We start from the raw sequence: 21580 nt of genomic DNA on the forward strand, positions 1-21580 counted from the left end.
CATCGTTGGGCACGGGGGCTCTCCGCCGCTGTCCCGTGCCGGTGCTTGGTTTGCGATTAAGCATGGGCAGCCGCCGGGGAGCAAGCCGCACACCATCGGCGGGGGCGCACGGCGGCCTGTTCTCATACCATTGACCCATGAAACCGCGGGAAACCGCGCGGAACATGAGGGAAATATGAAAAGTGTGTCATAAAGGGGATGTTCCCGTCCGCCACCTGTCCCGAATCGGGAGAATCCCCCGGCTCCGCCCCTGCGCGGCTGTGACGGAAAAGGGTCCGGCCGGCCTTTATTCCCGCCGGGGTTTGCTCTATGGTTCCGCCCCATCCGTTGACGCGGGTGCGCCGCCCCCTTATCTGTGAGGCGGCCGTTTCCCCGTCGGTTCCACCCAGGCCGGTTCCGTTACGCTTCGAGGTTTTTCCATGTTCGGTGCGCTCGCCCGCAAGATTTTCGGCACCGCCAATTCGCGCGCCGTCAAGGCGCTGCAAAAGAACGTCCAGAGCATCAACGCGCTGGAGGCGGAGGTGTCGCCCCTGTCCGACGAGCAGTTGCGCGCCCGCACCGACTGGCTGCGCGGCCGCCTGGCCAAGGGCGAGACGCTGGACGACATCCTGTGCGATGCCTTCGCCACCGTGCGCGAAGCGGCCAAGCGCGTGCTGGGCCAGCGCCATTTCGACGTGCAGCTCATGGGCGGCATGGTGCTGCACCAGGGCAAGATCTCCGAAATGCGCACCGGCGAAGGCAAGACGCTGGTCGCCACGCTCGCCACCTACCTGAACGCGCTGGAGGGCAAGGGCGTCCACGTCGTCACCGTGAACGACTATCTGGCCAGCCGCGACAGCGGGTGGATGGGCCGGGTCTACGGCTTCCTGGGCCTGACCACCGGCTGCATCGTCCACGGGCTGACCGACGACGAGCGCCGGGCCGCCTATCAGGCCGACATCACCTATGGCACCAACAACGAATTCGGCTTCGACTACCTGCGCGACAACATGAAGTTCCGCCACGAGGATCTCGTGCAGCGGGCCTTCAACTACGCCATCGTGGACGAGGTGGACTCGATCCTGATCGACGAGGCGCGCACGCCGCTCATCATCTCCGGCCCGTCCACGGACTCGTCGGACATGTACGTGCAGGTGAACCGGCTGATCCCGCGCCTGACGGCGGAGGATTACGAGAAGGACGAGAAGCACCGCGCCGTCTCCTTCTCCGAAGCCGGGCAGGAGCATATGGAACAGCTTCTGGCCGAGGCCGGCCTGCTGAAGTCGGGCGGCCTCTACGACATCCAGAACGTGGCGCTGGTCCATCACGCGCAGCAGGCGCTGCGCGCCCACATGCTGTTCCAGCGCGACAAGGACTACATCGTCAAGGACGACAAGGTCGTCATCATCGACGAATTCACCGGCCGCATGATGGAAGGGCGGCGCTATTCCGAAGGGCTGCACCAGGCGCTGGAAGCCAAGGAAGGCGTCACCATCCAGCGGGAAAACCAGACGCTGGCCTCCATCACTTTCCAGAACTATTTCCGCCTGTACCCCAAGCTGGCCGGCATGACCGGCACCGCCCTGACCGAAGCGGCGGAATTCGCCGAGATCTACGGGCTGGAGGTGGTGGACATCCCCACCAACGTGGGCGTGAAGCGCAAGGACCACGATGACGAGGTCTACCGTACCGCCAACGAGAAGTACAAGGCGATGACCGACCTGATCGAGGAATGCCGCGGGCGGAACCAGCCGGTTCTGGTCGGCACCACCTCCATCGAAAAGTCGGAACTGCTGTCGGACCTGCTGAAGCAGCGCGGCATCCCCCACAACGTGCTGAACGCCCGCCACCACGAGCAGGAAGCCTACATCGTCGCCCAGGCCGGGCGTCCGGGGGCGGTGACGGTGGCCACCAACATGGCGGGCCGCGGCACCGACATCCAGTTGGGCGGCAACCTGGACATGCGGGTTCAGACCGAACTGCACGACATCCCCGACGGGCCGGAACGCGAGGCGCGCGTCAAGCAGATCCGGGCCGAGGTGGAAGAGGCCCGCCGTCTGGTGATGGAGGCCGGCGGCCTGTACGTGGTCGGCACCGAGCGGCACGAAAGCCGCCGCATCGACAACCAGCTCCGCGGCCGGTCGGGCCGCCAGGGCGACCCCGGCGCGTCCAAGTTCTTCCTGTCGCTGGACGACGACCTGATGCGCATCTTCGGGTCGGAGCGCATGGACGGCATGCTCCAGCGCCTGGGGCTCCAGGAGGGTGAGGCCATCATCCACCCCTGGATCAACAAGGCGCTGGAAAAGGCGCAGCAGAAGGTGGAAGCCCATCACTTCGAAACGCGCAAGAACCTGCTGCGCTTCGACAACGTGATGAACGACCAGCGCAAGGTCGTCTATGAGCAGCGCCGCGAGATCATGGACAGCGACGACATTTCCGAAACCGTCACGGAAATGCGCCACCAGATCATCGCGGAAATGGTGTCCAAGGCCATCCCCGCCAACACCTATTCCGAACAGTGGGATCTGTCGGGCCTGCACGAGGATGTGAAGCGCCTGCTGGGCATGGACATCCCCGTCATCGACTGGGCCAAGGAAGAGGGCATCGCCGAGGCCGAGGTCGAGGAACGCATCCGCGAGGCCGCCGACGCCAAATACGCGCAGAAGGTGGCCGACTATGGCCCCGAAATGATGCGCTACGCGGAAAAGACCCTGCTGCTCCAGATCCTGGATCAGGAGTGGAAGGATCACCTGCTGCATCTGGACCATCTGCGCCAGGGCATCAGCCTGCGCGCCTATGCCCAGAAGGATCCGCTGAACGAGTACAAGCGCGAAGCCTTCGACATGTTCGAATCCATGCTGTCGTCGCTGCGCGAACAGACCACCAGCGTGCTGATGCATGTGGAGGTGCGGGTCGCTCCGCCCATGGAAGACATGTACGCCCCCCAGGAGATGCACGAAATCCACGCCGACCCGGCCCTGGCCGATGCGGGCGGGGATCTGCCCGACGGCATGGTCCGCCGCAGCGAGGCTTCCGCCCCGCTGGCGAATCCCTGGCCCGAGACCCCGCGCAACGCCATGTGCCCCTGCGGGTCGGGCAAGAAGTACAAGCACTGTCACGGGCGGATCGCCTGATCCCACCCCGCATTGCGTTTCGGAACGGCGGCGCCCATGGACCCCATGGGCGCCGTTTCCGTTTCGGGGGCCTTGCCGTCCGTTATCCTCGTCCTTTCGTCTAGGATAACGGACGTCCCGTTGACGGCGGGTGGACGGGTAATCCACAGTTGCGCAATGCAGAATTCCGCATCCTCCCCCACCGATACCGCCGCGGCACCGTCGCTGATGCTGGCGCGCGCCGCCGGGCTGACGGCGCTGGCGATGATGGCCTTCGCCGCCAATTCCATCTTGTGCCGGCTGGCGCTCAAGGGCACCGGCATCGACGCCGCCAGTTTCACCACGCTGCGCATCCTGTCCGGTGCCGTGGTGCTGGGGCTGCTGGCGTGGCGGGCCGGCGGTCAGACGCGGGTGGGCGGGTCGTGGGCGTCGGGGCTGGCGCTGTTGGCCTATGCCGCGGCGTTCTCCTTCGCCTACATCACCCTGCCGGCGGGGTCGGGCGCCCTGCTGCTGTTCGGGGCGGTGCAGGTGACCATGATCGTCAGCGGTCTGGTGGGCGGCGAGCGTCCGGGGATGATGCAGGCCGCCGGGCTGGCGCTGGCCGCGGCGGGGCTGGTGGCGCTGGTGTTGCCGGGGGTATCGGCGCCGCCGCTGCTGGGATCGGCGCTGATGATCGCCGCCGGCATCGCGTGGGGCGTCTACTCCTTGCGCGGGCGCAAGAGCCGGGAGCCGGCGCTGATCGCCACCGCCGGCAACTTCATCCGCGCCGTGCCCATGGCGCTGGCGGTGTTGGCGGCGGCACTGCTGGTGGATGCGGGCGGGGTGCGGGTGGACGGGCCGGGGGTGGTCTATGCCCTGCTGTCGGGGGCGGTGGCCTCGGGCATGGGCTATGCCCTGTGGTACGCCACCCTGCCGCTGCTGACCGCCACCCGTGCGGCATCGGTGCAGTTGAGCGTGCCGGTCATCACCGCGCTGGCCGGCGTGCCGCTGCTGGGCGAACCGCTGTCGCTGCGGCTGGTGCTGGCGTCGGTGGCGGTGCTGGGCGGCATCGCGCTGGTGATCACCGGGCCGCGGCGGGCATAAAACGCGACGATCCCCGTTGACAGCGAAACCGTTCCGTGTCTTGCTGGTGGTATGAAAACGATGACGCACACCCTTTCCCGCCGCTGGTGGTGGCCCGACTGACCGGGCCGGCCAAGGCGGGTGCGTGCGCACCCTAAAACAAAACAGGCCGCCCCGGAGGGTTCCGGGCGGCCTTTCTGCTGTGTGGCATCGGGCAAACCAGACTCTCCGCGGGCATCAGCGATACCCTTCCCGGAGATGGTTCCATGGCGCTCGCCGATCCCGCGTTTTTCACCCCCTTCACCCGCACCACCCCGGCGGGGCTGACCATCACCCGCACCGCCGTGGTGCTGGACCCGGCCCGCGCGCTGGACCCGCTGATCGACGCGCTCGACACCCGGCGGGGGCTGCTGATGCGCTGCGGCGTCGATGCGCCGGGCCGCTACCGCCAGGGGGCGGTGGGCTTCACCGATCCGGTCCTGGCCGTCACCGCGCGGGCGCGCACCGTGGTGGTGGAGGCGCTGAACCCCCGTGGCCGGCTGTTGCTGCCGATGGTGCGGGCGCTGCTGGAACAGACCCCGGCGGTGGCGGATCTGGAGGCCGCCGACGGCGCGCTGTCCGCCCGCATTGCGCCCCAGGACGCGGGCTTTGCCGAGGAGGAGCGCAGCCGCCAGCCCTCGGTCTTCTCGGTCCTGCGGGCGATCCGGGACGGGTTCGCGGTGGCGGACGATGCCTATCTCGGCCTTTACGGCGCCTTCGGCTACGACCTCGCGTTCCAGTTCGAGGCGATTCGCCAACGGCTGGAGCGCGCCGACGACCAGCGTGATCTGGTGCTGTACCTGCCCGACACGGTGACCGTCATCGACCCTGACGCCGGGGTGGCGCGGCGGTTCCATTATGCTTTCCACAGCGCCGACGGCACATCCACCGCGGATCTGGCGGGGGGCGGGGAGGTCCATGGCTACCGCGCCGCCACCAACGCCGGGGCCTATGGCGACCACGGGCCGGGGGACTATGCCGCCGTGGTGCGCACCGCACTTGCCGCCTTCGGCCGCGGCGACCTGTTCGAAGCGGTGCCGGGGCAGGTGTTCGGGGAGCCGTGCGCCGATTCCCCCGCCACCGTGTTCCGCCGGCTGATCCGCGCCAACCCCGCCCCCTATGAGGCGCTGATCAACCTGGGCCATGGGGAATTCCTGGTGGCGGCCAGCCCCGAGATGTACGTGCGCGTCACCGGGCGGCGGGTGGAGACTTGCCCGATTTCCGGCACGGTGGCGCGGGGGGCCGACGCGCTGGGCGATGCCCGCCAGATCTTCAGCCTGCTGTCCAACCCCAAGGAGGAGGCGGAACTGACCATGTGCACCGACGTGGACCGCAACGACAAGGCCCGCGTGTGCGACCCCGGTTCGGTGCGGGTGATCGGGCGGCGGCTGATCGAGATGTATTCCCGCCTGATCCACACGGTGGACCATGTGGAGGGGCGGTTGCGCGGCGGATTCGACGCGCTGGACGCCTTTCTCACCCACACCTGGGCGGTGACGGTGACGGGCGCGCCCAAGCGCCACGCCATGCAATTCGTCGAGGACCACGAGCGCACCGCGCGGCGGTGGTACGCCGGGGCCTTCGGGCGGATCGGCTTCGATGGGGGGCTGGAAACCGGGCTGACCCTGCGCACCATCCGCATGAAGGACGGCATGGCCGAGGTGCGGGCCGGCGCCACCCTGCTGTCCGACAGCGACCCCGACGCCGAGGACGCCGAATGCCGGCTGAAGGCATCGGCCCTGCTGGGCGCCATCCGCGGCGATGGGGCGGTGCGGGAACCGGCAGCGGTGGCCCAGGCGGGGGCCGGGCGGCGGGTGCTGCTGGTGGATCACGACGACAGCTTCGTGCTGATGCTGGCCGATTACCTGCGCCAGACGGGGGCGGAGGTGACCACCCTGCGCCACACCCACGCCCGTGGGGCGGTGCTGAGCGGGGCCTATGATCTGGTGGTGCTGTCGCCGGGGCCGGGGCGCCCGGCGGATTTCGACGTGGCCGGCACGGTGGACGCGGCGCTGTCGGCGAATGCCGCGGTGTTCGGCGTGTGTCTGGGGCTGCAGGGCATCGTCGAGCGATTCGGCGGCGCGCTGGATGTGCTGCCCCGGCCCATGCACGGAAAACCGTCGGTGATTCGGGTGGACGGCGACGGGGTGCTGTTCGCCGGGCTGCCGGAGCGGGTGCGGGTCGGCCGCTACCACTCCTTGCACGCCCGCGCCTGCAGCATACCCGCTGCGCTGGCGGTGACCGCCCGGAGCGAGGACGGGGTGGTGATGGCGGTGGAACACCGGACGCTGCCGGTGGCCGCCGTGCAGTTCCACCCCGAATCCCTGATGTCGCTGGACGGCGGCACCGGCATGGCCATCGTCGCCAACGTCCTGTCGCGCCTGCACCCCGCCGGTGCCGTCCGGCAGCCGGCGGCGGCGTGAGGGGGCTTAGGCCCCCTCTTCCCGCCGGGGAGAGGGTTTGTCCAAGAGAAAAGCGGCTTATTCCGTCGCCATGCCCAGGGCCTGGAGGTAAAGCTCCAGAATGGTTTCCTGTTCCTGGCGGTCGGCGTTGTCCATTTTCCGCAGCCGGATGATCTGGCGCATGATCTTCACATCGAAGCCGGTGCCCTTGGCCTCGGCGTAGATTTCCTTGATGTCGTCCTGGATGCCCTTCTTCTCTTCCTCCAGCCGCTCGATGCGTTCGATGAAGGATCTCAGGCGGTCTGCGGCAATGCCACCCACGTCGGACATGGCGGTGGTCCTCTTCTCTAAAGGATAGGATGCGATGAGTGGCCGGGACGATATCGGGGTGCCCGGCGATCCGCAAGGGGGCCTGCGGTGCCTTCCCTAAGAGGCGCTTCGTAACGTATACGTCATGTACTTTTGCCGCAGGGAAAAAGCGACAGCTTCACAAAACCTCGCAAATACGGCAAAACTTCGCGTCCAAGGGCCGGACAGGTAAGACCACTCGCGGTTAAGACAGTGGCGCGCCACAGGCCCGTTCTAGGCAGGGGAGCACCACCATGAAAGTCGCCATACCCAAGGAGCGACGCCCGAACGAGGCGCGGGTTGCCGCCTCGCCCGAGACCGTCAAGAAGCTGAAAGCCCTTGGCCTGGACGTGACGGTGGAAACCGGGGCGGGCCTGGGCGCATCCATCACCGACAAGGCCTTCGCCGACGCCGGCGCCACCATCGCCGCCGATCTTCCGGCGACGCTGGACGGTGCCGACATTGTGCTGAAGGTGCAGCGCCCGCTGCTGCCGGGCGAGGGCGAGGTGGATGAACTGGGGCTGATCAAGCGCGGGGCGGCGCTGTTCGGCATCCTCAACCCCCACACCAGCCGCGAGGCGGTGAAGGCCTACGCCGAGGCCGGCGTCGATGCCTTCGCCATGGAATTCGTGCCGCGCATCACGCGCGCGCAGGTGATGGACGTGCTGTCGTCCCAGGCGAACCTGGCCGGGTACAAGGCCGTGGTCGATGCCGCCAGCGAATTCACCCGCGCGTTCCCGATGATGATGACCGCCGCCGGCACCGTGCCGCCGGCCAAGGCGTTCATCATGGGCGTGGGCGTGGCGGGGCTGCAGGCCATCGCCACCGCCAAGCGTCTGGGCGCCATCGTGTCGGCCACCGACGTGCGCCCGGCGGTGAAGGAACAGGTGCAGTCGCTGGGCGGCAGCTTCGTCGCCGTGGAGAACGACGAGTTCAAACAGGCGGAAACCGCCGGCGGCTACGCCAAGGAGATGTCCGACGATTACAAGCGCCAGCAGGCGGCGCTGGTCGCCGAGCACATCAAGAAGCAGGACATCGTCATCACCACCGCCCTCATTCCGGGCCGCAAGGCCCCGGTGCTGGTGACCGCCGAGCATGTGGCCTCCATGAAGCCCGGTGCGGTCATCATCGATCTGGCGGTGGAGCAGGGCGGCAACGTGGAAGGGTCGGAAGCGGGCAAGACCGTCATCACCGCCAACGGGGTGAAGATCGTCGGCCACACCAACTACCCCAGCCGCATCGCCGTCGATGCCTCGCTGCTGTACGCCAAGAACCTGCTGGCGCTGCTGACCATGCTCCATGACAAGGAGTCGAAGACGGTCGCGGTGAACTGGGACGACGAGATCGTGAAGGCCATCGCGCTGACCCGCGGCGGCCAGGTCGTCCACCCCGCCTTCCAGTCCGCCTGAGGAGACGCCCGTCATGGAACAGACCCAATTGGCCGCCAAGGTCGCCGAGCTTCAGGCGAGCCTGTCCGTGCTGGCGCACAAGGCGGACCTGCTGGCCGCCCAGGTGGCCCAGACCGCCGGCTCGGCCCCCGTGGCCGAGGCCGCGTCCCACGGCAACTTCTTCATCACCGGCCTGACCGTGTTCGTGCTGGCCTGCTTCGTGGGCTATTACGTGGTGTGGCGGGTGACGCCGGCCCTGCACAGCCCGCTGATGGCGGTGACCAACGCGGTGTCGTCGGTGATCATCGTCGGGGCGCTGATCGCCGCCGGCCCCGCCGGATTCGGCTTTTCGAAAGTCATGGGCTTCCTGGCCGTCATTCTCGCCTCCGTCAACATCTTCGGCGGCTTCCTGGTGACGCAGCGGATGCTGGCCATGTTCAAGAAGAAGGGCAAGTAAGACCATGGAAACCCTTTCGGCCCTTCTGTACCTCGTGGCCTCGGTGTGCTTCATCATGGCACTCCGCGGCCTGTCCAGCCCGGAAACCTCCCGCCAGGGCAATTTCTACGGCATGGCCGGCATGGTGATCGCCATCGCCACCACGCTGGCGCTGCCGGTGGTGCAGTCCTATTGGATGATCGTGCTGGGCATCGCCATCGGCGGCGCCGTCGGCTACGTCATCGCCAAGAAGATCGAGATGACGGCGCTGCCCCAGTTGGTGGCCGCGTTCCACTCGCTGGTCGGTCTGGCGGCGGTGTGCGTGGCGCTGGCCGCGTACTATGCCCCCGACGCCTACGGCATCGGCATCCGCGGCGCCATCGCCAAGGGTTCGCTGGTGGAAATGGCGCTGGGCACCGCCATCGGCGCCATCACCTTCACCGGCTCGGTCGTCGCGTTTGCCAAGCTCCAGGGTCTGGTCAGCGGCAAGCCGCTGGTGTTCCCCTTCCAGCACCAGCTCAACGCGGGCCTCGGGCTGCTGACGGCGCTGCTCATCATCTGGCTGGTGCAGTCCAATTCCGATGCCGCCCTGTGGCTGATCATCGTGGTGGCGCTGGCGCTGGGCTTCCTGCTGATCCTGCCCATCGGCGGCGCCGACATGCCGGTCGTCATCTCCATGCTGAACAGCTATTCCGGCTGGGCGGCGGCGGGCATCGGCTTCACGCTGCAGAACAACCTGCTGATCATCACCGGCGCGCTGGTGGGGTCGTCGGGCGCCATCCTGTCGTACATCATGTGCAAGGGGATGAACCGCTCGATCTTCAACGTGATCCTGGGCGGCTTCGGCGGCGAATCGGCGGTGGCGGCGGCCGGCGGCGGCGGCGAGCGCGGCACGGTCAAGGCCGGCTCGGCCGAAGACGCGGCCTACATCATGAAGAACGCCCAGTCGGTCATCATCGTCCCCGGCTACGGCATGGCGGTGGCCCAGGCGCAGCACGCGCTGCGCGAAATGGCCGACCTGCTGAAAAAGGAAGGGGTGGAGGTCAAGTACGCCATCCATCCGGTGGCGGGCCGCATGCCCGGCCACATGAACGTGCTGCTGGCCGAAGCCAACGTGCCGTACGACGAGGTGTTCGAGCTGGAGGACATCAACCGCGATTTTCAGACCGCGGACGTGGCCTTCGTCATCGGCGCCAACGACGTGACCAACCCGGCGGCCAAGACCGACCCGGCCTCGCCCATCTACGGCATGCCGATCCTGGACGTGGAGAAGGCCAAGACCGTGTTCTTCATCAAACGGTCCATGGCGTCCGGCTATGCCGGCGTGGAGAACGAGCTGTTCTTCCGCCCCAACACCATGATGCTGTTCGGCGACGCCAAGAAGGTCACCGAAGAGGTGGTGAAGTCCATGGATCACGCCTGATCCACGGGTGCCGTCCTGGCATGAACGGGGGCGGGAAGGGTAACCTTCCCGCCCTTTTTCGTGGGCGCCCGGACCATCACCCCTCGCCCCGGCGGGGTGAGGGGCGCGCGAAGCGCGGGGGTGAGGGCCGGACGCCGCCGCCCCGCCCGATTCCGTCAATTCAAGACTTTTTGCACGATCCGTGTTAGGGTCGCAGACGGACCGCTGCCCATGACGGCGCAGTCCGGGTGCGCGAACAGGCTGAAAACACCGGAAACCCATGTCCATCAAGGTCATGACCTATAACCCGGCCCCCACCGCGGCGGATCGCCCGCCCGAGGCGGGGCGGGATGCCACGGCGTCGGGTGGGTCCGGTGAATTCCAGGACACCATGAGCCGGGTGCAGACGGCCCGGAACAACGCCGGGCGGCTGCCGTCGGTGCCGCTGCCCATGCGCAAGCCCACGGTGCCGCTGGTGCTGGACAACGGCCAGTCGGCCCCGCCGCCGCCGGACCAGAAACCGCTGCAGCTCGCCAACGGCCAGAGCATGCCGCCGGTGCCGGGGGAAAAGCCGGTGGAACTGGCCAACGGTCGGGCCACCCCGCCGGTGCCGGGGCAGAAGCCGGCGTTTCCCGCTGAGCAGGACGGTTCCGACGCCCAGGCCATCGCCGCGGTGATGCCGGGCCGCAAGCCCGCCGTGCCCCCCATCTCCACCGCCCAGGCCGATGCCGACCGCATCACCCTGGCCAGCCGGCAGGTGGCGGGCCTGTCGGGCCACAGCTTTGCCGCCATCCTGGCCCAGGCGACCCAGGAAAGCGGCCTGAACCCCGGCATGAAGAACAGCGCCAGCACCGCTGCCGGCCCGTTCCAGTTCCTGGAGCGCACGTGGCTGGGCCTGTTCCAGCGCTATGGCGCGGCCTACGGCCAGAGCGAACTGGCGTCCAAGATCTCGGTCAAGAACGGTATCCCGCGGGTGGATGATCCGGCGGTGCGCAAGCAGATCCTGGACCTGCGCCACGACGTGGACCTGTCCGCCGGCATGGCCGCCCGCTACCTGTCCGAGGGGCGCGACCGGCTGTCGCGCAACCTGAAGCGTCCGGTCACCGAAACCGAAAGCCGCATCGCCTATGTGCTGGGGGTGGGCGGGGCGGCGCAGCTTCTGCGCGCGGCCCAGTCGTCGCCCAACGCCGTGGCCGCGGAACTGCTGCCCAAGGCGGCGGAGGCCAACCGCGGCCTGTTCTACGACCGGGCGTCGGGCCGGGCGCTGACGGCGGCGGAAACCGTATCGCGGCTGGCCCGCCGGATGGACAGCGACCACAGCGAAATGTTCTCCGCCATCTCCCGCGCCGACGAGCAGCGGCAGCGACTCGATGGCACGCCGTCGCCCTTCGCCGCGTTCCAGTCGGCCCAGGCGGGGGATGAAACGGGGGCCGGCGGGGGTGATGCCCTCGCATAAAGGGTGCCGAACGCCGCTTGCGGGCCTGTGCCGGCGGTGCATGGCTGCCGTTTGCTCATCTTTCCTGCGAATGCCCTTGACCCGCGCGGCGCGGATGGTCAGTTATTGCGCGACCTCATGGATGGACTTAAGGGCCTATGGCGAAGGAAGATCTGATCGAGTTCTCGGGCACGGTGGTTGAACTGTTGCCGAACGCGATGTTCCGGGTGAAGCTGGACAACGAGCACGAAGTGCTGGCGCACACCTCCGGCAAGATGCGCAAGAACCGCATCCGCGTGCTGGCGGGTGACCGGGTCAACGTGGAAATGACCCCCTATGATCTGACCAAGGGTCGGATCACCTTCCGCTTCAAGTAAGCGGACGGCCCCCCAGGCGGACACCTTTTTGAGCATGTCCGAAGCTGTCCCCGTCAAGCGGTTGATCCTGGCGTCGGCCTCGCCACGCCGGGTCGATTTGCTGCAGCAGATCGGCGTGACGGCGGATGCCGTCGATCCCGCCGACATCGACGAAACCCCGCTGCCCGACGAGTTGCCGCCGCAGCACGCCGCCCGCTTGGCCCGTGCCAAGGCGGACGCGGTGGCGGCGCGTCATCCGGGCGCCCTGATCCTGGCCGCCGACACGGTGGTGGCCTGTGGCCGCCGCATCCTGCCCAAAGCGGAGACGGAGGCGCAGGCGCGTTATTGCCTGGGTCTGCTGACCGGGCGGCGGCACCGGGTGCTGGGCGGCGTGACCCTGGCCGTCACCGACGACACGGGGGCGGTGGTGCGCCGGCTGGAACGGCTGGTGCGCACCGACGTGACCTTCAAGCCGCTGTCCCGGCCCGAGATCGAGTCGTACATCGCCTCGGGCGAATGGCACGGCAAGGCCGGCGGCTACGCCATCCAGGGGCGGGCCGCGGCCTTCGTGCGCTGGATCGGCGGCTCGCACCCCAATGTGGTGGGCCTGCCGCTGTTCGAGGTGTCGAACCTGCTGCAGGGTGTGGGCTGGCTGACGCCGTGAGCGGCAGCCCCCCGGCCTCTCCCCCGGCTCCGATCAACATCCTGGCCGACCGCCGCGGGGCGCTGGTCCGCGTGGCGGTGCTGACCGGCGGGCGGCTGTCCGATCTCTATCTCGACCGTGTGGACCGTCCGGCCTTGGCCGGGGCGGTGGTGGCCGGGCGGGTGGACCGCATCCAGGCCGGGCTGAACGCCGCCTTCGTCGATCTGGGCGGTGGAGCCATGGGCATGCTGCCGGCCCAGGACGTACGCGGTGTTGTGAGCGACGGCCCCCCGCGCATCGGGCGGCTGCTGCGCGCCGGCCAGACGGTGCTGGTGCAGGTCAAGGCCGAAGGGGCGGGCGACAAAGCCGCGCCTCTGACCATGGACGTGTCCCTGCCGGGCCGTTTCCTCATCCATGTTCCCCATTCCGGCGGCCTCAGCGTTTCCAAACGGCTGGGGGACGCGCGCGAGGCGCTGGCCCGCCGCGCCGGAACCCTGATCGGGGCGGCGGGGTGGATCGTCCGCGCCAGCGCCCTGACCGCCGATGATGCCGATCTGGTGCACGAGGCCCAGGCCCTGGCCGCCCTGTGGCGGCGGATGGGGGAGGGCGGGGCGGCCCCCGCCGTGCGCCTGCCGCCCTCCGGCGCCCTGATCCGCGCGCTGGTGGAGCATGGTGCCGGTCCGGTGCGCCGCATCGCGGTGGAGGACCACGGGCTGTTCGCCGCCGCGCACGCCTGGGCCGAGTCCTTCGCCCCCGCCCTGGCCGGGGCGGTGGAGCGGGCGCCGCCGGGGCTGTTCGAAACCGCGGACCTCGATTCCGAACTGGCGGTGCTGGCCGGGCGGCGGGTGCCGCTGCCGGGCGGAGCCTGTCTGGTCATCGACCGGACGGAGGCGCTGACCGTCATCGACGTCAATGCCGGCGAGCGCGGCAACCCCATGGACGTCAACCGCGATGCCGCGGCGGAGGTGGCGCGGCAACTGCGCCTGCGCAACATCGGCGGCATCGTCATCGTCGATTTCCTCAACATGCGCGCCAAGGGGGAGGGCGAGCGGCTGCTGCGCACTCTGTCGCAGGCGGTGGCGGGCGATCCCGTGCAGACGCAGGTGTATGGTGTGTCGAAACTGGGGCTGGTGGAGATGACCCGCGCCCGCCGCGGCGTCACCCTGGCCGACGCGCTGGCCGGCACCGACCCCCTGGACGGTCTGCCCGCCGAGGAGCACGGACCATGAGGCTTATCCGCACAGCCGTTCTTACGATGGTCCTGGCGCTGATGGGGACGGGCGCGGCCCTGGCCGCCCCCGTCTGCACCCTGGTGGCGGAGGCCGAAGGCGGCATGGTGCGGGTGCGGCTGGGCGATGCCTGCGCCACCCGTTTCAGCCCGGCGTCCAGCTTCGCCATCCCCCTGGCGCTGATGGGGTACGATCTGGGGCTGCTGGTGGACGAGCACACCCCGGTCCTGCCCTACAAGGACGAGTACGAGGCGCCGGTGGAGGCGTGGAAGCAGTCCACCGACCCCGCCGGCTGGATGCGTGACGCCGTGGTCTGGTATTCCCAGGCCCTGACCAGCGCCATGGGCATGGACCGCTTCGGCGCCTATGTGGAGGCGTTCGGCTACGGCAACGGCGACCTGTCGGGCGACGAGGGCATGAACAACGGCCTGACCCACGCGTGGCACAGCTCGTCCCTGGCCATCTCCCCCGACGAACAGCTCACCTTCCTGGAAAAATTCTGGCAGCGGCGGCTGCCGGTGGCCGACATGGCCTATGACCGCACCCGTGCCATCGTGCCGTCGTACGCGGCGGCGGACGGCTGGCGGGTGTGGGGCGAAACCGGCACCGGCTATCCGCGCACCCCCGACGGCACCAAGGACCACACCCGCGCCTTCGGCTGGTTCATCGGCTGGGCCGAGCGGGAGGGCGGGACCGTGCTGTTCGTCCGCCTGATCCAGGACGACGGGCCAGAGGACGCGCCCGCCGGCCAGCGGGCGCGCGACGGTTTCCTGACCGACCTGCCGGATTTGTTGAAAGCCCCCTGACTCTTACAGAAACCCTTCCACCAGCCCGGTGAACTCCTCGGGCCGTTCGGCGTGGACCCAGTGGCCGGCGCCGGGGATCATGTCCACCCGCGCCTTGGGGAAATGACGGTGGATGGCGGGTTCGCTGGCGGCGGTGATGTAATCCGACGCGGTGCCGCCGATGAACAGCGCCGGCCCGCCATAGGTGGCGCCGCCGAAATCGGGGAAGCCGATCAGATGGTCCATGTTGGCCCCGATGGCGTCCAGATTGATGCGCCAGCGGAACGCCCCCTGTTCCAGCACCAGATTTTGCAGCAGGAAGGAGCGCAGCGGCGCCTCCGGCACGGCGTCGGCCAACTGCGCCTCCACCTCGCCGCGGCGGGTGAGGCCGTCCAGCCGCGCCGCCTTCATGGCGGCGACGAAGGGGGCGTGGGTGTGGGTGTAGGTGACGGGAGCGATGTCGGCGACGATCAGCCGCTCCACCCGGTCGGGGTGGGCCAGCGCCAGCGCCATGGCGGTCTTGCCGCCCATGGAATGCCCCAGCACCGCGGCGCGGGAGAAGCCGCGGTCGTCGAGGAAGCGCAGCACGTCGGCGGCCATCTCGGGATAGCTCATGCCCGGCGCCCACGGTGCCCCGCCGTGGTTGCGCAGGTCCAGGGCATAGACGTGACGCTGCTCGCCCAGGCGGCGGGCGATGGCCTGCCAGTTGCGGGCCGACCCGAACAGGCCGTGCAGCACCAGCAGGGGCGTGCCGCCGATGGTGTCGCCGGCTTCGAGAAAGGACAGGGGAAGACCCTCGGGCATGGAAACCACCGGATGCGGAACGGGGGGACAAGGACAGGGCCATTACCCTAACCGCGGCGGCGGCGGGCCGTCCAGTCCCCCGGCCCCGTCAAAAGAACAGCCCTCTCCCGCCCCGGGAGAGGGCTGGGTGAGGGCCGATTTTCGCGCGGCAGCCCGAAAATCGAGCCGTCAGGCTCTCCAAACTGAAAGGGCAAGGGGGGAGGGCATGGTCACCGTTGCGCGGACGGCGGTTTCGCGTAATCTGCGCGCCGTCATTCGGGGGGGCGGTGATCGGTGCTTCGTAACATCCTGTCGGTGGGCGGGCTGACGCTGGTCAGCCGGGTTCTGGGGTTCATCCGCGACGTGCTGACGGCGGCCATCCTGGGGGCGGGGCCGGTGGCCGACGCCTTCTTCGTGGCGTTCCGGCTGCCCAACCATTTCCGCTCGCTGTTCGCCGAGGGGGCGTTCAACGCCGCCTTCGTGCCGCTGTTCTCGGCCACGCTGGTGCAGGACGGGCGGGACGGGGCCAAACGCTTCGCCGAACAGGTGATGAGCCTGCTGGTGGTGGTCCAGGTGGTTCTGCTGGGGGTGTTCTGGGCCATCATGCCGTGGTTCATGCTGGTGTTCGCCCCCGGTTTTTCCGACGAACCGGACAAGTTCGCGCTGGCGGTGGAGTTCACCCGCATCACCTTTCCCTATCTGCTGTTCATGTCGCTGGTGTCGCTGCTGGGGGGGGTGCTGAACGGGGTGGGGCGCTTTGCCGCCGCCGCCGCCGCCCCGGTGCTGTTGAACCTGTCGCTGATCGCGGCCTTGCTGCTGGTGGCGCCGCTGACGCCCACGGTGGGGCACGCGCTGGCGTGGGGCGTGCTGGTGTCGGGGCTGCTGCAGTACCTGTACCTGCTGTGGGACGCCCGGCGGGCGGGCATGGGGCTGGCGCTGGTGCGCCCGCGGCTCACCCCCGGCGTGCGGAAATTCCTGGGCGTGCTGGGGCCGGCGGCGCTGGGGTCGGGGCTGACGCAGATCAGCGTGTTCGCCGACACCCTCATCGCCTCGCTGCTGCCCACGGGGGCGGTCTCCTACCTTTATTACGCCGACCGGCTGAACCAGTTGCCGCTGGGGGTGATCGGCATTGCGGTCGGCACCGTGCTGTTGCCGGAAATGGCCCGCCGCATCAAGAGCGGAGACGAGGCCGGGGCGGTGGACAGCCAGAACCGCGCCATCGAGTTGACGCTGCTGCTGACGCTGCCCGCGGCGGCGGCGTTCCTGGTGTCCGCGCTGCCGCTGATCTCGGTGCTGTTCCAGCACGGGCGCTTTTCCGCCGCCGATGCCGCCGCGTCCGCCGCCACCTTGCAGGCCTACGCCCTGGGGCTGCCGGCCATGGTGGTGATCCGGGCACTGGTGTCGGGGTTCTACGCCCGCCACGACACCGCGACACCCGTGCGGGTGGCGCTGGCGGCGGTGGCGGCCAACGTGGTGCTGAAGCTGGCGCTGATGGGGCCGCTGGCCCAGGTGGGGCTGGCCGTGGGCACGGCGGTGGGGGCGTGGGTCAACGCCGGGCTGCTGGCGCTGGTGCTGCACCGCCGCGGCCTGTTCCGGGTGGACGCGCGGCTGCGGCGCCACCTGCCGCGGCTGGCGCTGGCCACGGCGGGGCTGGCGGCGGCGCTGTGGGGGGCGCAAGGGTGGCTCGCCCCGTGGATCTTCGGCGCCACCCTGGGCGAACGGCTGGGCGGGCTGGCGGCGCTGGTGGCGGCGGGCATCGTGGCCTATGCCGCACTGGTGCTGGCGCTGGGCCTGTTCCGCCGCGCCGATCTGGCGGTTTTGCGGCGGCGCAAAGGGGCGAGCCCGCCTCCGAAGACGTAAGCCCGTTGCCGTGGAACAGGGGAGGGGGTACATGACTCCCCACAGGACAGAGACGAGGGAGCCGCCGCATGAGCAGCATCGACGATCTTCTGGGGGCAGCCACCGACGACGGCGATGCCGGCCAGTTCGCCATCGGCGACGCCCCCGTTGAAATCAAGGTGGTGATCGGCACCGCCATGCTCCGCGTCCGCGACCTGCTGAAACTGGGCCGCGGCGCCGTGGTGGAATTGGACCGCCACCTCAAGGATCCCACCGACGTTTATGTGGAGGGCGTGCTGGTGGCCCGCGGCGAGGTGGTGATCATCGACGACAAGATCGGCGTCACCCTGACCGATTTCGTCAAATCCAGCCGCGAGTGGAAGCGGTAGGCCACTACCGTTCCGAGTCATCCTCGTCGCCGGGCACGGCGGCCACCTGCAGGTCGGCGGGGGCCGGGGCCGGCTTGGCCTGGGGCACCGGCGGCACGGTGCTTTCGGGCGGGGCGGACACGGTGATGGCGACCTTGGCCAGCCCGTCGCCCACGAACCCCAGATCGCGCGCCGCCCGGCGCGACAGGTCGATGATCCGTCCGCGCACATAGGGGCCGCGGTCGTTGATGGTCACGGTGACCGATTTGCCGTTGTCCACATTGGTGACCACCACCTCGGTGCCCAGCGGCAGGCTGCGGTGCGCCGCGGTCAGGGCGTGCTGGTTGAAGGGGGTGCCGCTGGCGGTTTCCCTTCCGTGAAAGCCGCCGCCGTACCACGACGCCTTGCCGGTCTGGTGGAAGCTGGCCAGGTTCAGATCCTTGCCGCTGCGGGTGTCCATGGCGTCCGCCACGGGGACCGTGACGGTGGAAAACAGGACGATGCCGGCTGCGGCAAGCCGGAAAGTGGTCCGCGGGAACTCCATCACTCCATCCTTTTTGTTGCCCGGAACTGGGGCCTTCCCCTTAGGTCAGGCTCAAGCGAAACAGGACGCAGACTAATGGGGTTCCTCCCGCAGTGCAAACAAACGAAGGAGAGGCCGGGTACTGCCCCTTTATCCGTATGACACTCCTTATGGACGCCAAGGAAATATCAGAAAAGGGGGTGAACTTGTTATGTCTGCATGAGAGTCGGTTTGGGGATTTTCTCGGTCATGATCGTACGGGAAAAAGACATGATCTGTTCGGTAGACCCACGGTCATACGTTGTCTGGACAGGCGGGCGGAGGCTGGAAAACTGTACTGATGCGCTGTTGCCCGCCGCGGGATTTTATCCGCGGCGTTTTCGCCGGCCTTGGTGTGGCCAGCCCCCTTGACGCCGGGTTCCAAGATTGCTTTCGTTTCAGGGGGCCGCCTGTCCGGCCAGGGAGAACGCTGACATGCCGGAATTGCTGCCGTCCTGCACACCTCGGGTTCTGGTGAATCCCCGTGCCGACCAGGAACGGGCCTATGGCCCGTCGGAACGGGCGATCATCAGCCTTCCGGCGTTCGCGGAGGCGCGGGCGGAAATCTCCGCCTGGCCCGGCTACGCGCCCACCCCGCTGCGCTCGCTCAAGGGGCTGGCCAAGGCCGCGGGCATCGACCGGCTGTGGTACAAGGACGAAAGTTTCCGCTTCGCGCTCGGCAGCTTCAAGGCGCTGGGCGGGGCGTACGCCGTGCTGCGCCTGCTGGAGCGCGAGGTGTCGGCCCGCGCCCCCGGCGTGCCGGTGTCGGCGCTGGATCTGGTGGTGGGCCGCTACGGCAAGATCACCCGCACCGTCACCGTGACCACCGCCACCGACGGCAACCATGGCCGGTCGGTGGCATGGGGGGCGCAGGTGTTCGGGGCCAAGGCGGTGATCTACGTCCCTGCCTGCTGCTCCGCCGGGCGGCGCCACGCCATCGAGGAATACGGCGCGCGGGTGGTGGTGGTTGACGGCAATTACGACGACGCCGTGCGCCGCTGCGCCGGGGATGCGGCGGACAACGGGTGGTTCGTGGTCTCCGACACCTCCTACACCGGCTATATGGACATCCCCCGCGATGTGATGCAGGGCTACACGGTGATGGTGGACGAGGCCATCGCCCAGTTGCCCGCCAGCGAACGCCCGACCCATGTGTTCGTGCAGAGCGGCGTCGGCGCCCTGCCGGCGGCGGTGTGCGGGCATCTGTGGGAAACCTGGGGGCGGCAGCGGCCCCAGTTCATCGTCGTCGAACCCCATGATGCCGATTGCCTGTACCGCAGTGCGGAGGCCGGGCGGCCGGTGACGGTCACGGGCGGCCTGCACACGGTGATGGCCGGTCTGGCCTGCGGCCAGCCGTCGCTGCTGGCGTGGGCGATTCTGGAGCGCGGCGCCGACGCCTTCGTCTCCATCCCCGATGACGCCGCCGTCACCGCCATGAAACTGCTGGCCAGCGGGGAGGCGGGGGACCGCCCGGTGGTCGCGGGGGAATCCGGCGTGGCCGGTCTGGCCGCGGTGCTGTGCGTGGCCGGTGACCCGGAAGCGCGCGCCGCCCTGGGCCTTGCCCCCGACGCCCGCGTCCTGGTCTTCGGCACCGAGGGGGCGACCGACCCGGCGGTGTACGAGGCGCTGACCGGCCTGGCCCCCTCGGCGGTGTGCGGCCCGGCGCGGGTGGGGTGAGGTTCCCTTAAAATTAATTCATCCCGGCGCAAGGCGGCGGAGAGCGTGCCGGGACTACCTATTGGAACAGATCCGATCCTTGCTGTTACGGGAGATCCGTTCCATGACGCCGCAGCCTTCCGTCCGTTCCTCCGGTGCTCCTCTGTCCGGTGCCCGCCGCCTGCGCCGCACCGTCGCCGCCGTTCTGCTGGGCACCACCATGCTGGGTGCCGCCGGCATGTCCGGCGCGGTGCTGGCGGCCAACGATTCCGTGGCCCCCACCGCCCCCATCACCGCCCCGTCCATGGCCGCGTCCCTGCCGGGCAGCTTCGCGCCGCTGGTGGAAAAGGTGGCCCCGGCGGTGGTGACCATCACCGCCCGGCACGACGCCGGCAAGCCGGCCCAGACCGCCGAGGACGATGGCGATGAGGGCGACGGCGACAACCCGTTCCAGAACATGTTCCCGCCGGGATCGCCGTTCGAGGATTTCTTCCGCCGCTTCCAGGACCAGATCGGCCCCCGCGGCCACGGCCCGCGGCCGGAGGCGCCGCGGGGCGGCGGCACCTCGCTCGGTTCGGGCTTCATCATCGACCCCGCCGGCTATGTGGTGACCAACAACCATGTGATCGACGGCGCCAACGCGGTCACCGTCACCCTGAACGACGGCACCGACCTGACGGCCCAGGTGGTGGGCCGCGACGACAAGACCGATCTGGCGCTGCTGAAGGTGTCCAGTTCCGCGCCGCTGCCCCATCTGGCCTTCGGCGACAGCGACAAGGCCAAGGTGGGCGACTGGGTGCTGGCGGTGGGCAATCCCTTCGGGCTGGGCGGCACGGTGACGGCGGGGGTGATCTCGGCCCGCGGGCGCAACATCAACGCCGGCCCCTATGACGACTTCATCCAGACCGACGCCGCCATCAACCGCGGCAATTCGGGCGGCCCGACCTTCGACACCAGCGGGGCGGTGATCGGCATCAACACCGCCATCTTCTCCCCCACCGGCGGGTCGGTGGGCATCGGCTTCGCCATCCCCTCCAATCTGGCCAAGAGCGTGGTGGCCCAGTTGAAGGAAAAGGGGGCGGTCGAACGCGGCTGGCTGGGCGTGCGCATCCAGGCGGTCACGCCGGAACTGGCCGAAGGGCTGAACATCGGCAAGGCCCACGGCGCGCTGGTGGCCGAGGTCACCGCCGACAGCCCCGCCGCCAAGGCCGGCGTGCGTCAGGGCGACCTGATCACCGCCTATGACGGCAAGCCGGTCAACGACCTGCGCGACCTGACCCGCCACGTGGCCGACACCAAGCCCGGCAACAGCGCCGCCCTGACCGTGATCCGCAACGGCAAGGAGGTCACCCTGTCGGCCCGTATCGACAAGATGGCCGCCGCGGAGAAGGTGGCCCAGGCCGACAGCGCCCCCTCCGCCACGCCCATGGCCGCGGCGCTGAAGGGCCTGTCCCTGGCCCCGCTGGACCGCACCACCCGCGGCAAGCTGGGGCTGGACGAGAGCGTGAACGGCGTGGTGGTGACCGCGGTGTCGTCCAAGACGGCGGGGGAAACCCCGGTGCGCCCCGGCGACGTGATCGAACAGGTGGGCGACGTGCCGGTGAAGAGCCCCGCCGACCTGATCGCCCGCGTGACCGAGGCGGAAAAGGCCGGGCAGAAGGCGGTGCTGCTGCTGGTCAACCGCCAGGGCACCGAAAGCTTCGTGGCGCTGAAACTGCCGCGGGCGTGATCCGCCTTGTCACAGAGGGGCCGGCG

18 protein-coding genes are annotated in these 21580 nt (G+C 69.2%); 15 read left to right on the forward strand and 3 right to left on the reverse strand.

The genetic code is table 11. From position 1 onward, the window contains the following. Positions 1 to 419 precede the first annotated feature (419 nt). The 3 genes from secA (at position 420) to M2352_RS07495 (ending at position 6616) form a co-directional block, all read left to right on the forward strand. Positions 420 to 3113 (forward strand): preprotein translocase subunit SecA, encoded by a 2694-nt coding sequence (gene secA, locus M2352_RS07485; protein ID WP_264663869.1) that lies wholly within the window; start codon positions 420 to 422, stop codon positions 3111 to 3113. Positions 3114 to 3269: 156 nt separating this feature from the next. Next, positions 3270 to 4175, forward strand: coding sequence for a DMT family transporter (locus M2352_RS07490; protein WP_264663870.1), 906 nt, complete (start codon positions 3270 to 3272; stop codon positions 4173 to 4175). A 245-nt stretch (positions 4176 to 4420) separates the two neighbouring features. After that, positions 4421 to 6616, forward strand: a complete 2196-nt coding sequence (locus M2352_RS07495) for an anthranilate synthase (protein ID WP_264663871.1) — start codon at positions 4421 to 4423, stop codon at positions 6614 to 6616. A gap of 57 nt (positions 6617 to 6673) precedes the next feature. Here M2352_RS07495 and M2352_RS07500 read toward each other — a convergent pair whose 3' ends face one another. Then, the gene (locus M2352_RS07500) at positions 6674 to 6925 is read right to left on the reverse strand and encodes a DUF2312 domain-containing protein (RefSeq protein ID WP_264663872.1); all 252 of its coding nucleotides are present in this window, start codon (positions 6923 to 6925) and stop codon (positions 6674 to 6676) included. A gap of 272 nt (positions 6926 to 7197) precedes the next feature. Here M2352_RS07500 and M2352_RS07505 point away from each other — a divergent pair, with 272 nt between their 5' ends. The 8 genes from M2352_RS07505 to blaOXA all read left to right on the forward strand — a co-directional run bounded on the left by M2352_RS07505 (position 7198) and on the right by blaOXA (position 14638). Beyond that, complete coding sequence (locus tag M2352_RS07505) at positions 7198 to 8352, forward strand: Re/Si-specific NAD(P)(+) transhydrogenase subunit alpha (protein ID WP_264663873.1); 1155 nt, start codon at positions 7198 to 7200, stop codon at positions 8350 to 8352. A gap of 13 nt (positions 8353 to 8365) precedes the next feature. After that, positions 8366 to 8788, forward strand: a complete 423-nt coding sequence (locus M2352_RS07510) for an NAD(P) transhydrogenase subunit alpha (RefSeq protein WP_264663874.1) — start codon at positions 8366 to 8368, stop codon at positions 8786 to 8788. Positions 8789 to 8792: 4 nt separating this feature from the next. Then, positions 8793 to 10190, forward strand: a complete 1398-nt coding sequence (locus M2352_RS07515) for an NAD(P)(+) transhydrogenase (Re/Si-specific) subunit beta (RefSeq protein ID WP_264663875.1) — start codon at positions 8793 to 8795, stop codon at positions 10188 to 10190. A 259-nt stretch (positions 10191 to 10449) separates the two neighbouring features. Next, a complete protein-coding gene (locus tag M2352_RS07520; RefSeq protein WP_264663876.1) occupies positions 10450 to 11625 on the forward strand; it encodes a lytic transglycosylase domain-containing protein in 1176 nt (391 codons plus the stop codon). Between the two features lie 137 nt (positions 11626 to 11762). Further along, positions 11763 to 11981: a translation initiation factor IF-1 gene (gene infA / locus M2352_RS07525; RefSeq protein WP_014198195.1), complete on the forward strand. Its 219-nt coding sequence runs from the start codon at positions 11763 to 11765 to the stop codon at positions 11979 to 11981. A 34-nt stretch (positions 11982 to 12015) separates the two neighbouring features. Further along, positions 12016 to 12624: a Maf family protein gene (locus M2352_RS07530; protein WP_264663877.1), complete on the forward strand. Its 609-nt coding sequence runs from the start codon at positions 12016 to 12018 to the stop codon at positions 12622 to 12624. After that, entirely contained in the window at positions 12621 to 13832 is a 1212-nt protein-coding gene (locus tag M2352_RS07535) for a ribonuclease E/G (RefSeq protein ID WP_264663878.1), read from the forward strand. Before M2352_RS07530 ends, M2352_RS07535 begins: the two co-directional genes overlap by 4 nt. Next, positions 13829 to 14638, forward strand: coding sequence for a class D beta-lactamase (gene blaOXA / locus M2352_RS07540; RefSeq protein WP_264663879.1), 810 nt, complete (start codon positions 13829 to 13831; stop codon positions 14636 to 14638). The genes M2352_RS07535 and blaOXA overlap by 4 nt, the downstream gene beginning before the upstream one ends. A 3-nt stretch (positions 14639 to 14641) precedes the next feature. On the opposite strand, the gene M2352_RS07545 is transcribed toward blaOXA, so the two are convergent. Beyond that, positions 14642 to 15421 carry an alpha/beta fold hydrolase gene (locus tag M2352_RS07545; protein ID WP_264663880.1) on the reverse strand — a complete coding sequence of 260 codons (780 nt, stop codon included), beginning with the start codon at positions 15419 to 15421 and terminating at the stop codon, positions 14642 to 14644. 273 nt (positions 15422 to 15694) lie between these two features. Between M2352_RS07545 and murJ the strand changes: the two genes are divergently transcribed. Both murJ and fliN read left to right on the forward strand, forming a co-directional pair. Continuing rightward, on the forward strand, positions 15695 to 17260 hold the full coding sequence (murJ, locus tag M2352_RS07550; RefSeq protein ID WP_264663881.1) for a murein biosynthesis integral membrane protein MurJ: 1566 nt from the start codon (positions 15695 to 15697) through the stop codon (positions 17258 to 17260). A 68-nt stretch (positions 17261 to 17328) separates the two neighbouring features. Continuing rightward, complete coding sequence (gene fliN / locus M2352_RS07555; RefSeq protein WP_264663882.1) at positions 17329 to 17628, forward strand: flagellar motor switch protein FliN; 300 nt, start codon at positions 17329 to 17331, stop codon at positions 17626 to 17628. Positions 17629 to 17632: 4 nt separating this feature from the next. On the opposite strand, the gene M2352_RS07560 is transcribed toward fliN, so the two are convergent. Beyond that, the gene (locus tag M2352_RS07560; RefSeq protein ID WP_264663883.1) at positions 17633 to 18151 is read right to left on the reverse strand and encodes a septal ring lytic transglycosylase RlpA family protein; all 519 of its coding nucleotides are present in this window, start codon (positions 18149 to 18151) and stop codon (positions 17633 to 17635) included. A 453-nt stretch (positions 18152 to 18604) separates the two neighbouring features. Here M2352_RS07560 and M2352_RS07565 point away from each other — a divergent pair, with 453 nt between their 5' ends. Both M2352_RS07565 and M2352_RS07570 read left to right on the forward strand, forming a co-directional pair. Then, positions 18605 to 19846, forward strand: a complete 1242-nt coding sequence (locus M2352_RS07565) for a diaminopropionate ammonia-lyase (protein WP_264663884.1) — start codon at positions 18605 to 18607, stop codon at positions 19844 to 19846. Between the two features lie 103 nt (positions 19847 to 19949). After that, a complete protein-coding gene (locus M2352_RS07570) occupies positions 19950 to 21554 on the forward strand; it encodes a DegQ family serine endoprotease (RefSeq protein ID WP_264663885.1) in 1605 nt (534 codons plus the stop codon). Positions 21555 to 21580 lie beyond the last annotated feature (26 nt).

The organism is Azospirillum fermentarium, from assembly GCF_025961205.1.
GTDB classification, from domain to species: Bacteria; Pseudomonadota; Alphaproteobacteria; order Azospirillales; family Azospirillaceae; genus Azospirillum; species Azospirillum fermentarium.

Excerpts from the sequence above, each read along its gene's own strand:
- M2352_RS07530 (WP_264663877.1), top strand. The coding sequence starts at position 12,016 with ATGTCCGAAGCTGTCCCCGTCAAGCGGTTGATCCTGGCGTCGGCCTCG.
- M2352_RS07515 (WP_264663875.1), top strand. The coding sequence starts at position 8,793 with ATGGAAACCCTTTCGGCCCTTCTGTACCTCGTGGCCTCGGTGTGCTTC.
- M2352_RS07490 (WP_264663870.1), top strand. The coding sequence starts at position 3,270 with ATGCAGAATTCCGCATCCTCCCCCACCGATACCGCCGCGGCACCGTCG.
- M2352_RS07565 (WP_264663884.1), top strand. The coding sequence starts at position 18,605 with ATGCCGGAATTGCTGCCGTCCTGCACACCTCGGGTTCTGGTGAATCCC.
- infA (WP_014198195.1), top strand. The coding sequence starts at position 11,763 with ATGGCGAAGGAAGATCTGATCGAGTTCTCGGGCACGGTGGTTGAACTG.
- M2352_RS07570 (WP_264663885.1), top strand. The coding sequence starts at position 19,950 with ATGACGCCGCAGCCTTCCGTCCGTTCCTCCGGTGCTCCTCTGTCCGGT.
- M2352_RS07510 (WP_264663874.1), top strand. The coding sequence starts at position 8,366 with ATGGAACAGACCCAATTGGCCGCCAAGGTCGCCGAGCTTCAGGCGAGC.
- M2352_RS07500 (WP_264663872.1), bottom strand. The coding sequence starts at position 6,925 with ATGTCCGACGTGGGTGGCATTGCCGCAGACCGCCTGAGATCCTTCATC.
- M2352_RS07505 (WP_264663873.1), top strand. The coding sequence starts at position 7,198 with ATGAAAGTCGCCATACCCAAGGAGCGACGCCCGAACGAGGCGCGGGTT.
- secA (WP_264663869.1), top strand. The coding sequence starts at position 420 with ATGTTCGGTGCGCTCGCCCGCAAGATTTTCGGCACCGCCAATTCGCGC.
- M2352_RS07495 (WP_264663871.1), top strand. The coding sequence starts at position 4,421 with ATGGCGCTCGCCGATCCCGCGTTTTTCACCCCCTTCACCCGCACCACC.
- M2352_RS07560 (WP_264663883.1), bottom strand. The coding sequence starts at position 18,151 with ATGGAGTTCCCGCGGACCACTTTCCGGCTTGCCGCAGCCGGCATCGTC.
- M2352_RS07520 (WP_264663876.1), top strand. The coding sequence starts at position 10,450 with ATGTCCATCAAGGTCATGACCTATAACCCGGCCCCCACCGCGGCGGAT.
- M2352_RS07545 (WP_264663880.1), bottom strand. The coding sequence starts at position 15,421 with ATGCCCGAGGGTCTTCCCCTGTCCTTTCTCGAAGCCGGCGACACCATC.
- fliN (WP_264663882.1), top strand. The coding sequence starts at position 17,329 with ATGAGCAGCATCGACGATCTTCTGGGGGCAGCCACCGACGACGGCGAT.
- blaOXA (WP_264663879.1), top strand. The coding sequence starts at position 13,829 with ATGAGGCTTATCCGCACAGCCGTTCTTACGATGGTCCTGGCGCTGATG.